This window comes from Flagellimonas spongiicola (assembly GCF_023502425.1).
GTDB lineage: Bacteria > Bacteroidota > Bacteroidia > Flavobacteriales > Flavobacteriaceae > Flagellimonas > Flagellimonas spongiicola.
The window spans coordinates 431,503-445,313 of record NZ_JAMFMA010000001.1 but is presented as its reverse complement, the minus strand read 5'-3'; the positions used below and the strand labels follow the sequence as shown (position 1 = coordinate 445,313).

Here is a 13,811-nt window from a genome sequence, read left to right as displayed (position 1 = left end):
ACTGATGAAAAAATTACTTTTTCTTTTGGCTTTCGTGATGTTAAGTTCAGCGTTCGGCCAAAAGAACATATATGAAAATCGAAGGTTTGACGAATTAAGTGAACACCACGAAGTTCTTGCAATCATACCGTTTATTGCCAATTTGGATCTAAAGCGCCATGTAGATCGCAATGAACTAAAGGAATTGGCCAAAAAGGAAGGTTACGCCGTTCAAAATGCTTTGGAAACCTATTTCTCCAAAAGGAAAAAGCGTAAAAAGTTCAATGTGGATTTCCAAAATATTGAAGACACCAATGCAATTTTGGCCCAAAATGGAATCACTTACGACAATTTAGATATCCATACCATAAACGAACTTTGTAAAATTTTAGAGGTTGATGGCATAATTAGTGGAAATCTGAACCTTAACATTTTACTCTCCAAGGGTGTTCCAACCGATTTTAATTTGTTGGATTACTTTAGCGGGGATGCCAATTACGGTAGAATCGGCGTAAAAGTCAGTGATGGTGATTCTGGAAAATTGCTCTGGAAATATGAAAAGGCAATTACCAAAAAGACCGGTAAGAATACCACCGAACTTATTGACAAAATGATGAAATTGGCTTCCCGTAAATTTCCTTATGACAAGGAAAAAAAACAGCGCAAAAACAAATCCTAACTCTCGGAAAACTCTTTTAGAACTGCAATTGCGTAATCCAACTCTTCTTTAGTGTTGTATTTGGAAAAAGAAAAACGCAGTGAGGGTTTTTCAAGTTCTTCAGTCGGAAGGATTTGAGTAAGCACATGCGAACCCATTGCACTTCCAGATTGACAAGCGCTTCCTTTTGAACAAGCAATTCCTTTGATATCCAAGTGAAACAAAAGCATCAATGCCTTTTGCTTATCAATTGGCAATCGCACATTGGCCAATGTATAAGTGCTTTTTTCAAGGTCACCTGAATGCCCATTGAACTGTACTCCGGGAATTGCTTCTTGGATTTTTTCAATAAAATACTGCTTCAACCCTTTTACATATGCCATTTCTTCCTCCAAGTTGTCATAGGACTGCACAAAAGCTTCCTCTAAACCAACGATATTGTGAAACGGTTCTGTCCCTGCTCTATACCCTCTTTCTTGGGAGCCTCCAAAAATCATGGGTTTTAAGCCTGAATTCTTGCGGATAAATGCAAAACCAACACCTTTGGGCCCATGGAACTTATGAGCAGCTGCGGTAAAAAAGTCTACTGAAGTTGCTTGTACATCCCAAGGATAATGGCCTACGGATTGTACCGTATCTGAATGGAACAAAGCATTATGTTCCTTACTCAATTCACCAATAGCGTTGATATCAACCAAGTTGCCTATTTCATTATTTACATGCATAAGACTTACAAGTTTCTTGGATGCATCTTGAGCTAAAAGCGTTTTTAAGTGCCCAATATCAGGATTACCAAATGCATCCAAATCCACAAAAAGTAAGTTTATTCCATACTCTTTTTCCAACTCCTCTGCAGTATGCAATACAGCATGATGTTCTATTTTGGAAGTTATGATTGTCTTCACTTCCAAATCACGAACCGCGCAACGAAGGATCATATTATCAGCTTCAGTTCCTCCAGAAGTAAAAATAATCTCGGATGGATGGGCATTAAGAGTTTTGGCAATAGTCTTGCGTGCTTGTTCTACAGCAGTTTTAGCTGACCTACCAAAACTATGGGTGCTGGATGGATTGCCATAAAAGTCCGACAATGCCACTTGCATTTTTGAGATAACCTCAGCCCTAACCTGTGTTGTAGCCGCGTTATCTAGATACACTTTTTGCATGATTAAGCTATCAATTTTCCAATCATCAAAAATAGGTGAAATAAAGTTAATTTCTTTTAAAGTCTACTCCTTGATTCAGGTATTAATTTTGAATTACTTTAAATTTGGGCCATGAAAAAAATCTTCTTCCCTTTCTTGCTTGTGTTAGCTCTTGTTTCTTGCAGTGATGGCGACCTTCAGATTGAAACCATCGATTTTAATGACGAAATCATACAGTTTTGTGATGCCCCACAAGCGGATACTGGAAATTTGCTTTTTAAAATCAACAATAGCGAAGCGTTAATACTTACGTTGCAAAGTGGCGTTTTGAATAATGGCTCGATTGGGGAAACCGTAATTACAGAAAGTAGTATATCCAGCCAATCACAATTGATTTACCGAAATTTCTCGGATGGGGTAAGTTCAAGTTACTTCTGTTCCGATGTACCTCCAGCCACACCCACCGTTAGCCAGGAAGTTGTTGCTGAAGATGGTCTTGTAACCATTGTGACCACGGCTAATGCAGATCAGACCGAATTTGAACACAATATCACACTAAGTGGGGTCTCCTTTATCACCGAAAATGGAGAACGAATAACCAATTTAACCATTGATGAGTTTGGCATAGTGAGCACAGCCATCACGAATTAGCGCTTTGGCATATATAAACTTCTGTGGCTCCCATTCCATATTTTTGGTAATCGGCATCATACCAATCTATACCTTCATATTTTCGAAACAAATAGCCTAGTTCTTCCTTGAGGATACCTTCCCCTACACCGTGAATGAACACTATTTTCTGTATTCGTCTTTGGATGGCAAATTCCAATTGTCTTTTTGCTGTGTCCAATTGAAGGTTTACAATATCAAATTTACTCATCCCCCTTGTGGATTTAATAAGCTGATGGACGTGAAGATCAACTTCCATTTTGGGAGCATTTCGCTGCTTTGGTTTTGGGGTGCTTGTTCTTTTTTTTGAAGGACGGTCTTTCTCTTTTTTGACCATAGATGCTTCATAGTTGGAAACCTTGATACCTTCTTTTTTCAACAAAAGTTCATCGGCTTGATAGCTTAACGGAAATCCATCTTCCGTAATTACAATCACCGTTTCTCCTACCAAATCGTCAACGTAGCCGGTGATATTCTCATCCAAGACTTCTACCTTATCCCCTATCTTGAATTTTGTATTTGACACCCTTCAAAAATATTTTGAAAATTTATAAGCAATACCAAAAATAGTAGTAATTTACTTGATCATAACCATAACCATGCTTTCAAACCTTTTCGCACTTCACCTGAACGCAAGGGATTATATGCTCCCATGTATGAACAAGAAGATTTTTGGTTTTGACTGCCCGGGCTGTGGAATGCAAAGAGCGGTTCATTTGCTTTTTCAAGGCGACTTTGTGGGAGCTTTTAAAATGTATCCTGCGATATATCCCATTATGCTGCTCCTGATTTTCCTCATTTCAACATTTTTCGTGAAAATCAAATATGCTCCACAAATAAAATTGATCTTAATGCTGCTCGCGGCAGGAACGATCATTATTAGTTATGTAATAAAAATGAGTACTATAATCAACTAAAACCCTAATCATGGAAAAACAAAAACTCCCAAATTCCACATTGATTCTTGTTTTCGGAATCATTTCCATTGTAACATGTTGCTGTTACGGTGTGCTTGGTCTAATTTTTGGTGTAATTGCACTGATTTTGGCCAATAAGGCTACCAAATTATATATGGAAAGCCCAGAGAATTATGAGGGATACAATAACGTAAAGACTGGTAAGATTTTGGCCATAATAGGTATCATTTTAAATGTACTTTACCTGGGTTATACCATTTTCTTGTTCAGCACCATAGGAATGGAAGGCATCCAAGAAATGCAAGAACAGTTACTTGAACAATACGGACAATAACATTTAGATATGAGTCAACAACCGTTACCTGGTGCAAGTACAGTGCTAACAATGGGGATAATCTCCATTGTTGGCACCATATTTTGTTGTGGCCCATTTGGTTCAATTTTCAGCATAATAGCGTTGGTCAAAGCCAAGTCTGCCAATCAATTGTATTTGCAAAATCCTGAAGCTTACACGGACTACAGTAACATTAAAACTGGGAAAATTCTAGCTTATATTGGTTTAGCCATTTCCCTTGTTTATTTGATACTTTGTATTGCTTATTTTGGATTGATTATTGCCGCAATAAGTTCTGGCGGCTGGGAGAGCTACTAATTAGCCACTTCACTAATAAATTTGAGGCGGTAGAGCCGTAACTCTTCATCCTCATAATCCCCATCAAATTCTTCGATTGCTTCGGATATGGAATCTGTTTCCGCGTCTAGAAAATAATCGTGGATTTCTTCTTGTTGGTCTTCATCCAAAATTTCGTCAATCCAGTAACCAATGTTCAATTTGGTTCCACTAAAGACAATTTGTTCCATTTCCTTGATCAAGGATGGCAATTCCAAACCTTTGGCTGAGGCGATATCATCCAACGGAAGTTTTCTGTCCACATTCTGGATAATGTAGAGTTTCAGTCCGGAATTGGCGCCTGTACTCTTTACCACCAAATCATCTGGACGAACCACGTCGTTCTCCTCCACATAACGGGAGATTAAATCCACAAAGGGTTTACCGTACTTTTTGGCCTTTCCTTCACCCACACCATGTATGTTCACCAACTCTTGCATTTGAATGGGATATTTCAAGGCCATATCTTCCAAAGAAGGATCCTGAAATACCACAAATGGAGGTACTTCCAATTTAGCCGCTTCTTTCTTTCGAAGGTCTTTCAGTAGCTTTAATAATGCCTCATCAGCAGCGCCTCCCGCAGATTTAGCTGCTATTACTATGGCATCATTCTTAGCTTCACTATACTCGTGATCCTTTGTCATCATAAAAGAACACGGTTTGTCTAAAAAAGAATTGCCTCGGTCGGTAACTTGTAATATACCGTAGCGTTCAATTTCCTTTTTCAATAATCCCGCAACGATTACTTGACGTACCAAAGCCATCCAATGAGCTTCATTTCTGTCTTTCCCAATACCGAAAAACGGTCTCTCATCAGTCTTGTGCGACGAAATCATCGCATTTACCTTACCCTCCAGCACTTTTACAATTTCTTTGGTCTTGAATTTTTCCTTGGTATCCCTGACAACGCTCAGTAATTTCACTACATCATCTTGCGCTTCTTCTTTTGGCTTTGGATTCCGGGTATTATCATCCATATCGGCACCATCACCGTTCACCTCATCAAATTCTTCCCCAAAATAATGCAGGATGAATTTACGTCTAGACATGGAAGTTTCGGCATAAGCCACAATCTCTTGTAATAGTGCATTTCCAATTTCCTGCTCCGCAACAGGTTTACCAGACATGAATTTTTCAAGCTTTTCCACATCCTTATAGGCGTAGAATGCCAAACAATGCCCTTCGCCACCGTCTCGGCCTGCCCTACCTGTTTCTTGATAATAACTTTCAATACTTTTTGGGATATCGTGATGGATTACAAAACGGACATCCGGTTTATCTATTCCCATACCAAAAGCTATGGTAGCAACCACTACATCAACCTCCTCCATTAAGAACATATCCTGGTATTTTGACCGTGTTTTAGCATCGAATCCAGCATGGTAGGGAACTGCACTAACACCATTGACTTGCAGGACTTGGGCGAGTTCTTCAACTCGCTTCCGGCTTAAACAATAGACTATTCCGGATTTTCCTTGGTTTTGTTTTATAAAACGAATGATATCCGCATCCACGTTTTGCGTCTTGGGTCTTACCTCATAAAACAGATTAGGGCGGTTAAAGGAAGCCTTGAATACTTTGGCATCCGTCATCCCAAGGTTTTTGATAATATCTTCTTGAACCTTTGGTGTAGCAGTGGCCGTTAAGCCTATGATTGGTATGTTTTCTCCCAATCTATTGATAATATTCTTTAAGTTACGGTACTCTGGTCTAAAGTCATGGCCCCATTCAGAAATACAATGCGCTTCATCAACCGCAACAAAAGACAAGGTAACACCACGTAGGAATTCTATATTTTCCTCCTTTGTGAGGGATTCAGGAGCCACATAAAGCAGTTTGGTAACACCCTTGGAAATATCTTCCTTCACCTGCTTTACTTCAGTTTTGGTCAAAGAAGAATTCAGAACATGGGCAATGCCATGATTTTCTGAAACCCCTCGAATTGCATCGACTTGATTCTTCATTAAAGCAATCAAAGGCGATACCACAATGGAAGTTCCCTCTTTCATTATGGCCGGAAGTTGGTAACATAAGGATTTACCACCACCAGTTGGCATGATCACAAAGGTGTCATTGTCATCAAGAATATTTTGGATTACTTTTTCTTGAAGACCCTTAAATTGTGAAAAACCAAAGTATTTTTTTAGCGAGGAGTATAAATCAGTATTGGCAGGCCCCATTTCTTTGCATTCTATTCGGATGAAACGACCTCATATCAAGGAAGTTCATAATCTTATTTTAAAAAGCGGAAGTAATCTATCTTCCCTAAATGGTCAGTAAGCGATAGTTTGTTTAGTTTTGTAAACTTAAATATAAGACATTCTTTTAGGAATACAATTAGATAATCAGTTAATTACCTTGGACGAAACCCAATCTATCCTATCCACCGCCAAAAGAACCTTGGAAACAGAAAGTAAGGCCATTTTAAAATTGGTTGAGCAATTGGATGAACAATTTGCAGCAGCGGTTCAATATATCCTTAAAAGCGAGGGCAGGGTCGTTGTTACTGGTGTTGGTAAAAGTGCAATCATCGCTTCCAAAATCGTAGCTACATTAAATTCCACAGGAACACCTGCAATTTTTATGCACGCGGCAGACGCAATCCATGGGGACCTTGGTACTATTCAGAACAATGATGTGGTAGTTTGCCTTTCCAAAAGTGGCAACACTGCGGAAATAAAAGCGCTGTTACCTCTAATTAAGAAGGGAAAAAATAAACTTATAGGGATTACCGGGAATATGGATTCCGTATTGGCCAAACAAGCGGATTTTGTATTAAATGCCCATGTAGAAAAGGAAGCATGCCCAAATAATTTGGCACCTACCACCAGTACTTCCGCGCAATTGGCACTAGGCGATGCCCTTGCTATTTGCTTATTGGAATTAAGAGGCTTCAGTAGTGCTGATTTCGCAAAATTCCACCCTGGTGGGGCTTTGGGTAAAAAACTCTATCTCAGGGTTGCCGATATTGTGCTCAACAACCAAAAACCCCAGGTCAGTGTTGATTCTGGCGTTAAGGAAGTAATTGTAGAAATATCTGAAAAAATGTTGGGCGTTACCGCTGTTATGGATGGTGAAGATGTAGTTGGTGTTGTTACTGATGGTGACATACGGAGAATGCTGAGCAAATACGATAATATTGGAGAACTCACCGCCAAAGATATCATGACCAAGAACCCAAAATCGATTGAAGTGGACACCTTGGCTGTAAAAGCCTTGAAAATGCTTCAGGACAATGGTATCTCTCAATTGCTGGCTTTTGATAATGGCACATATTCTGGTGTAGTTCACATTCATAACCTTATTAACGAAGGTATTCTGTAATGGCAAAACAGGCAATCAACAACCCCAATGAGATGTCCTTTTTGGACCATTTAGAAGAATTACGCTGGCATTTAATACGTTCAGTTGTCGCCATAGTGATTGTAGCGTGTGGTGCGTTTATAATGAAGGATTTTATTTTTGACACTGTTCTCTTTGGTCCTAAAAAAATGGACTTTCCAACCTATCAATTCTTCTGTAAAATAGCTACATTTTTTGGTGTAGAATCTGAATTCTGTGGGGATTCTTTACCCTTTACCATTCAGAATAGAACTATGGCCGGACAGTTTTCTGCACATATTTGGACTTCAATATGGGCAGGATTCATAGTTTCTTTCCCATATGTACTTTGGGAGCTTTGGCGCTTTATTAGTCCCGGGTTACACACCAATGAAAAGAAATACTCAAGAGGTTTTATATTAGTTGCATCGTCGTTATTCTTTTTAGGGGTCCTCTTTGGTTATTATGTAGTTGCTCCATTGTCCATAAACTTCTTGGGCACATATCAGGTGAGTAGTGAAGTGTTGAACGAGATTGATATCAGTTCCTTTATTGCAACAATACGTTCTTCAGTTATAGCTTGCGGAATAATGTTTGAATTACCAATCGTCGTATTCTTTTTAACCAAAGTTGGATTAGTAACACCTGAAATCCTAAAAAAATACCGAAAAATAGCATTGGTGGTAGTGTTGATATTATGTGCTGTTATAACTCCACCTGATGTTACTAGTCAGATTATTGTTGCAATCCCAGTTCTAATGCTATATCAAGCAAGTATTCATATTTCGAATATAGTAGTAAAGAGAGAGGCCAAAAAAGAAAAGCGAAATGCCAAATAAAGTCGAAGAATTCAACGCCTACAGAGCCAAAATGAATGATAAGTTATTGGCTGAGAACAACAAATTGATCAAACGTATTTTCAACCTGGACACCAATGCCTTTATGGAAGGCGCACTAGATGTGAAAACCAAGGAATTGTTGGGTCTTGTGGCTTCAGCCGTGATGCGCTGTGATGATTGTGTAAAGTACCATTTGGAAAGCTCCAAAGATTCCGGAGCAAATAAGGCCGAAGTAATGGAAACACTTGGAATTGCTACGTTGATTGGAGGCACCATTGTTATTCCCCATCTCAGAAGAGCCTATGAATACTGGGAAGCATTAGAAGACAATGAGGCTTAAAAAAAACCCAAAGTAAGTGACCCCAAACAAGAATATGATTAGATTTGGCGAATTCTTATGAAGCTACGTGCCGATAATATCATGAAGGCCTATAGAGGCCGAAAAGTTGTAAAAGGAATTTCCCTTGAAGTTAACCAAGGTGAGATAGTTGGGCTTTTAGGACCCAATGGAGCAGGTAAAACCACTTCCTTTTACATGATTGTAGGGTTGATAAAACCCAATGGTGGCAAGATTTTTCTTGACGACATGGAAATCACGACTTTTCCAATGTACAAAAGAGCCCAACACGGAATCGGTTACTTAGCTCAGGAGGCCTCTGTTTTTCGAAAGTTAAGTATAGAGAAGAACATTTTAAGTGTACTCCAACTGACTAAATTGTCAAAAAAGGAGCAACATATGAAAATGGAATCCTTAATTGATGAATTCGGTTTGGGACATATTCGCAAAAACCGAGGCGACCTACTTTCTGGTGGGGAACGAAGACGTACGGAAATCGCTAGGGCCTTGGCAACTGACCCAAAATTCATTCTGTTGGATGAACCTTTTGCCGGTGTTGACCCTGTTGCGGTTGAGGATATTCAACGTATCGTAGCCCAACTGAAAAACAAAAACATAGGCATCCTAATAACTGACCACAACGTTCAAGAGACACTGGCAATTACTGAACGATCCTATCTAATGTTTGAGGGTGGTATTCTTAAGGCAGGTGTTCCCGAGGAGCTTGCAGTTGACGAAATGGTACGGAAAGTTTACCTGGGGCAAAACTTCGAACTTCGGAAAAAGAAATTGGATTTCTAAATCTGATCAGGATCTCATTTCTACCTTGACATCAGGTACTTCGGTTTTGATATGTGCTATAAATCCGGCTTTGTCTTTAGGCGAAACCAGAATTATACCATCCTTGTAACCTAATTCCAATCGATCTAAAGAAGCTGCAGGCGAACTAATTGGGTTTCGCGTTTCTTTAATACTTTGGATTGAAGTTATCTTGATTTTTTTCTGATAAAATACGCCATAATTTATCAGTAGATCCTTCTCTTTGAATTCATAGGAAATGGAATAAAACAGATAAAGGATCAGAATTAGCGTACCAAAATGAATCGTTCCGCCAACCCAATTCCAATCCAACAGTAACCAATATGTCCCAAGAGCGAATACGATTAGCACGAATAGCAATAACCCTGCCCCTACTTTTGATTTGTAAATTATCCGTTTGGTCATGCTATTCTTTTTTCATCAGCAAAGACAAGAATATATAAAGTACTATTATTACTGGTATTGCCATAAAACGAAGCGTAATCAACAACACAAGACTACCAATCAAAAAAAGATATCGTATTGCATTGTCATTAAATGACCAGCTTTTGAACTTAAGGGCAAACAAATGAATTTTGGCATTGAGCAGGTATGCACTTACCAAGGTAAATCCTATCAAAAACCATTGGTTAAGGATAATTCCATTTAAAAAATCATTTTGATGGAAAATCAAAATCAATGGCAAGGACAAAACCATTAGCGCATTTGCTGGCGTAGGAAGACCTATAAAGGATGTGACTTGGTTCTCATCAATATTGAATTTAGCCAATCTGCACGCAGAAGAAAGCGTGACAATAAAACCCAACAATGCTATAGGCGGGAATTTCCACCCACACCACTGTGAACTTTCAGCAACTCCTGTACCTCCCACCCAAGCGGAACCTTGACTCATTGCCAACAATTGGAACAACACAATACCTGGCACCAAGCCACTGGTCACCATATCCGCCAATGAATCCAACTGAACACCTAATTCACTTTGAACTTTCAGAACCCTTGCGGCAAAACCATCAAAAAAATCGAAAACAATCCCCAATACAACAAATAATGCCGCCATATCAAGTTGGTTCATAACAGCAAAAACAACAGCAATACAACCGCTAAACAGGTTCAATAGGGTTAAAAAATTGGGAATGTAAGACCTCATAGGTTTCGGTTTTCGTAAAAATAAGCTAAAAATCAGTCTCGCTGGTTTAATGTGATTACCTTGTCTTATTTATTCTGATATTTGCCGTGATCGTATCATTATGAAGCAAAAATTCATTCTTCTTGTTTGTTTGATTTTAGTTGGAAAACAGCTCCATGCTCAAATACCTAAACTTTCAGAAAAATCTCAAATTAGCCTTTTGACCTGCGCTGCTGGAGACGAACTGTATTACGCTTTTGGGCACAGTGCGTTTCGGGTTCAGGACTCTGTTTTGGGTATTGATGTAGTCTACAATTATGGAACCTTTGATTTCAACAGACCCAATTTCTATTTGAATTTTGTAAAAGGTAGATTGATCTATTCCTTGTCCCGAAGGAGTTTTGAGCGGTTTTTGTTTGAATACGAATTGGAAAAGAGATGGGTTAAAGAACAAATCCTTGACCTTACTTTGGATGAAAAAAACCAACTACTGAACTTTTTTGAAACCAATTTTCTTCCTGAAAACCGTGATTACCTATATGACCCGCTGCTTAATAACTGTTCCAGCATTACAGGTACTATTCTAAAGGACCAATTTGGTGATGAAATTGTATTTGATGGCAGTTATCTTGACCAACGCTATACCTTCAGGCAATTGGTACGTCAAAATCTGAAATTGAACTCCTGGGCCAGTTTTGGAATTGATGTGGCCTTTGGCTCTGTGGTGGACCGAAAAGCTACTGTAGAAGAACACATGTTTCTACCCTATTATGCCATGCGGCAGATAAGAAACACAACTAAAGATGGGAAACCTTTGTTGGCGCGTGAACGCACCATTTTGGATTACAATGAAATCAAACAAACTTCCTTTTTTCCATTATCCCCATTATTTTGGTTCATAGTTCTTCTTTTGTTCACCGCAGTAGTTACTTATTTGGACATTAAGCATAGTGCCCGTAGTCGTTGGTTGGACCTAGCACTTTTCTCCATCACTGGATTGATTGGCCTTTTTCTGTTCATACTTTGGGTTGCCACGGACCATACCTCCACTCCTTGGAATTTCAATATTTTATGGGCCTTGCCCACGAATCTGGCCGTAGTTTACGTCTTTGTTTTCCCTCAGCAAGTTCCAAAATGGTTTGAAAAATATCTAATAGCCGCATTGGTTTGTATGGGGATAATGTTATTGATTTGGTTAATCGGCGTTCAGATTTTTTCTCCTGTACTGATTCCTTTACTTTTGACTTTGGCCATTCGCTACGTATACCTATTGAAGTTTACTAAGGCATAATCTTGCTACAAAAATCTATTGATGAATCTGCTTACCGTTGAGAACATTTCCAAATCTTACGGGGAACTTGTTTTGTTTTCCGACATCTCCTTTGGCATCAACAAGGATCAGAAAATTGCCCTGATTGCAAAAAACGGTAGTGGAAAAACCTCTATATTGAATATCATGTCCGGAAAGGATACCTCCGAAACCGGACAAGTGGTATCCAGAAAAGGAATCAAGGTTTCATTTTTAGAACAAGAACCCAATCTTAGCCCAAACTTAACCATTGAGGAAACCATTTTCACTACGGACAACGAAATCCTTAAGGTAATTGCCAACTACGAACAAGCAGTCAAACATCCGGAGGAAGAAGAAAAATATCAAAAAGCATTTGATGCCATGGATCGTCATAATGCTTGGGATTTTGAAACGCAATACAAGCAAATTCTATTCAAATTGCATTTAGATCAATTAGATGCAAAGGTGAGTACACTCTCTGGGGGCCAGAAAAAAAGGTTGGCACTTGCCAATGCTTTATTGAACAAACCAGATCTATTGATTTTAGACGAGCCTACCAATCATCTGGATCTAGAAATGATAGAATGGTTGGAAGCCTATTTCACCAAGGAAAACATCACCTTGTTCATGGTAACGCACGACCGCTATTTTCTTGAGCGCGTGTGTAATGAAATCATTGAGTTGGATAATAATCAACTATACAATTATAAAGGAAATTACTCCTATTATCTGCGAGAGAAAGAAGCACGGGAAGAACGTGAAGCGGTAGAGCAACATAAAACCAAAATCCTATTTAAAAAAGAACTGGATTGGATGCGCAGACAACCTAAGGCACGTACTACTAAATCCAAATCCCGTATAGATGATTTCATGGAAATCAAGAAAAAGGCGCACCAACGAAGACAAGACCATCAGGTGCAGCTGGAATTGAACATGGAGCGATTGGGTAGTAAAATATTGGAAATGCACAATGTTTCCAAAGCTTTTGATGAGCGCATTATTTTGGATAAGTTCGATTACAATTTCACCAAAGGGGAACGCGTTGGCATCATCGGCCAGAACGGTACCGGAAAATCTACCTTTTTAAATCTTTTGACCGAAAGGGAAAACCCAGACGGAGGTAAAATTGTAATCGGCGATACGCTGAAGTTTGGGTACTACACACAAAAGGGAATTCCAATAAAAGAGGGTCAAAAAGTTATAGAAGTCATCCGGGAATTTGGGGATTACATCCCTTTGAAAAAAGGAAAGCAAATATCTGCTCAACAACTTTTGGAACGATTTCTTTTTGATCGTAAAAAGCAATACGATTTTGTAGAAAAGCTAAGTGGTGGTGAACGAAAACGCTTGTATCTGTGCACCGTACTCATTCAAAACCCAAATTTTTTGATTCTTGACGAACCTACAAATGATCTGGATATTGTAACGCTGAATGTTCTCGAAAGCTTCCTACTTGACTTTCCAGGTTGCTTGATCGTGGTTTCCCATGACCGGTATTTCATGGATAAAATTGTGGACCATTTATTCGTTTTCAAAGGGAATGGCAGAATTGAGGATTTTCCTGGGAACTACTCTGATTATAGAGCTTATGAAAATAGCCGGGTATTGGCCGCTCGAGAGGCAAAAAAGGAGAATACAGACAAATCGGAAAAATCTTCTTGGAAGGAAAAAGACGATACAAGAAAACTTACCTACCAGGAACAGAAGGAACATAAAACACTGGAAAAGGAAATCCAAAAATTGGAAGAAAAGAAGTCCGAATTGCAAAACAAATTCATGGACCCCGATATAACTGGTGAGGAAATAGAGCGACTTTCCATCGAATTGAACACGATTACCGATTCCATAGAAACAAAAACTGAACGATGGTTTGAGCTCTCTGCCATCCTGGAAGGTTAACATACGGGTAAGTGCTGTATATGTTCAGAGTTCTTTCATACTTGAAATTTCTACTCAAATCCACTAATCAACATGGTGTACACTCCCCATTTGTTTTTCAGTTTGTAACCAAATGCTTGTATGGAACAAAAAAACAACATA

General features: G+C 39.0%; 16 protein-coding genes. 11 read left to right on the top strand and 5 right to left on the bottom strand.

What is annotated here, in order from left to right:
* The first annotated feature begins 4 nt into the window (after positions 1–4).
* Positions 5–658, top strand: coding sequence for a hypothetical protein (locus tag M3P19_RS02185; protein ID WP_249655980.1), 654 nt, complete (start codon positions 5–7; stop codon positions 656–658).
* Here the strand turns inward: M3P19_RS02185 and M3P19_RS02180 are convergent.
* Complete coding sequence (locus M3P19_RS02180; RefSeq protein ID WP_249655979.1) at positions 655–1,803, bottom strand: cysteine desulfurase family protein; 1,149 nt, start codon at positions 1,801–1,803, stop codon at positions 655–657. The two genes, M3P19_RS02185 and M3P19_RS02180, sit on opposite strands and share 4 nt — an antisense overlap.
* Before the next feature lie 111 nt (positions 1,804–1,914).
* Between M3P19_RS02180 and M3P19_RS02175 the strand changes: the two genes are divergently transcribed.
* Complete coding sequence (locus tag M3P19_RS02175; protein WP_249655978.1) at positions 1,915–2,433, top strand: hypothetical protein; 519 nt, start codon at positions 1,915–1,917, stop codon at positions 2,431–2,433.
* Here the strand turns inward: M3P19_RS02175 and M3P19_RS02170 are convergent.
* Positions 2,423–2,977 carry a Smr/MutS family protein gene (locus M3P19_RS02170; protein WP_249655977.1) on the bottom strand — a complete coding sequence of 185 codons (555 nt, stop codon included), beginning with the start codon at positions 2,975–2,977 and terminating at the stop codon, positions 2,423–2,425. The two genes, M3P19_RS02175 and M3P19_RS02170, sit on opposite strands and share 11 nt — an antisense overlap.
* 73 nt (positions 2,978–3,050) lie before the next feature.
* Between M3P19_RS02170 and M3P19_RS02165 the strand changes: the two genes are divergently transcribed.
* The 3 genes from M3P19_RS02165 to M3P19_RS02155 are packed head-to-tail and all read left to right on the top strand — an operon-like array spanning position 3,051 to position 4,020.
* Complete coding sequence (locus M3P19_RS02165) at positions 3,051–3,368, top strand: DUF2752 domain-containing protein (RefSeq protein ID WP_249655976.1); 318 nt, start codon at positions 3,051–3,053, stop codon at positions 3,366–3,368.
* Positions 3,369–3,378: 10 nt separating this feature from the next.
* A complete protein-coding gene (locus M3P19_RS02160; RefSeq protein WP_249655975.1) occupies positions 3,379–3,702 on the top strand; it encodes a CCC motif membrane protein in 324 nt (107 codons plus the stop codon).
* A 9-nt stretch (positions 3,703–3,711) separates the two neighbouring features.
* Positions 3,712–4,020 carry a CCC motif membrane protein gene (locus tag M3P19_RS02155; protein ID WP_249655974.1) on the top strand — a complete coding sequence of 103 codons (309 nt, stop codon included), beginning with the start codon at positions 3,712–3,714 and terminating at the stop codon, positions 4,018–4,020.
* Here the strand turns inward: M3P19_RS02155 and recQ are convergent.
* Positions 4,017–6,218, bottom strand: coding sequence for a DNA helicase RecQ (gene recQ / locus M3P19_RS02150; protein WP_249655973.1), 2,202 nt, complete (start codon positions 6,216–6,218; stop codon positions 4,017–4,019). The two genes, M3P19_RS02155 and recQ, sit on opposite strands and share 4 nt — an antisense overlap.
* Positions 6,219–6,396: 178 nt before the next feature.
* Between recQ and M3P19_RS02145 the strand changes: the two genes are divergently transcribed.
* The 4 genes from M3P19_RS02145 to lptB are packed head-to-tail and all read left to right on the top strand — an operon-like array spanning position 6,397 to position 9,336.
* On the top strand, positions 6,397–7,362 hold the full coding sequence (locus M3P19_RS02145; RefSeq protein WP_249655972.1) for a KpsF/GutQ family sugar-phosphate isomerase: 966 nt from the start codon (positions 6,397–6,399) through the stop codon (positions 7,360–7,362).
* Complete coding sequence (gene tatC, locus M3P19_RS02140) at positions 7,362–8,198, top strand: twin-arginine translocase subunit TatC (protein ID WP_249655971.1); 837 nt, start codon at positions 7,362–7,364, stop codon at positions 8,196–8,198. Before M3P19_RS02145 ends, tatC begins: the two co-directional genes overlap by 1 nt.
* Complete coding sequence (locus M3P19_RS02135; protein WP_249655970.1) at positions 8,188–8,538, top strand: carboxymuconolactone decarboxylase family protein; 351 nt, start codon at positions 8,188–8,190, stop codon at positions 8,536–8,538. The genes tatC and M3P19_RS02135 overlap by 11 nt, the downstream gene beginning before the upstream one ends.
* Before the next feature lie 57 nt (positions 8,539–8,595).
* Positions 8,596–9,336: an LPS export ABC transporter ATP-binding protein gene (gene lptB, locus M3P19_RS02130; protein ID WP_249655969.1), complete on the top strand. Its 741-nt coding sequence runs from the start codon at positions 8,596–8,598 to the stop codon at positions 9,334–9,336.
* A 6-nt stretch (positions 9,337–9,342) separates the two neighbouring features.
* Here lptB and M3P19_RS02125 read toward each other — a convergent pair whose 3' ends face one another.
* Both M3P19_RS02125 and M3P19_RS02120 read right to left on the bottom strand, forming a co-directional pair.
* The gene (locus tag M3P19_RS02125) at positions 9,343–9,759 is read right to left on the bottom strand and encodes a PH domain-containing protein (protein WP_249655968.1); all 417 of its coding nucleotides are present in this window, start codon (positions 9,757–9,759) and stop codon (positions 9,343–9,345) included.
* Position 9,760: 1 nt separating this feature from the next.
* Positions 9,761–10,501, bottom strand: a complete 741-nt coding sequence (locus tag M3P19_RS02120; protein WP_249655967.1) for a CDP-alcohol phosphatidyltransferase family protein — start codon at positions 10,499–10,501, stop codon at positions 9,761–9,763.
* Between the two features lie 100 nt (positions 10,502–10,601).
* Here M3P19_RS02120 and M3P19_RS02115 point away from each other — a divergent pair, with 100 nt between their 5' ends.
* Positions 10,602–11,771 carry a lipoprotein N-acyltransferase Lnb domain-containing protein gene (locus M3P19_RS02115; protein ID WP_249655966.1) on the top strand — a complete coding sequence of 390 codons (1,170 nt, stop codon included), beginning with the start codon at positions 10,602–10,604 and terminating at the stop codon, positions 11,769–11,771.
* Between the two features lie 21 nt (positions 11,772–11,792).
* Positions 11,793–13,670, top strand: a complete 1,878-nt coding sequence (locus tag M3P19_RS02110) for an ABC-F family ATP-binding cassette domain-containing protein (RefSeq protein WP_249655965.1) — start codon at positions 11,793–11,795, stop codon at positions 13,668–13,670.
* Positions 13,671–13,811 lie beyond the last annotated feature (141 nt).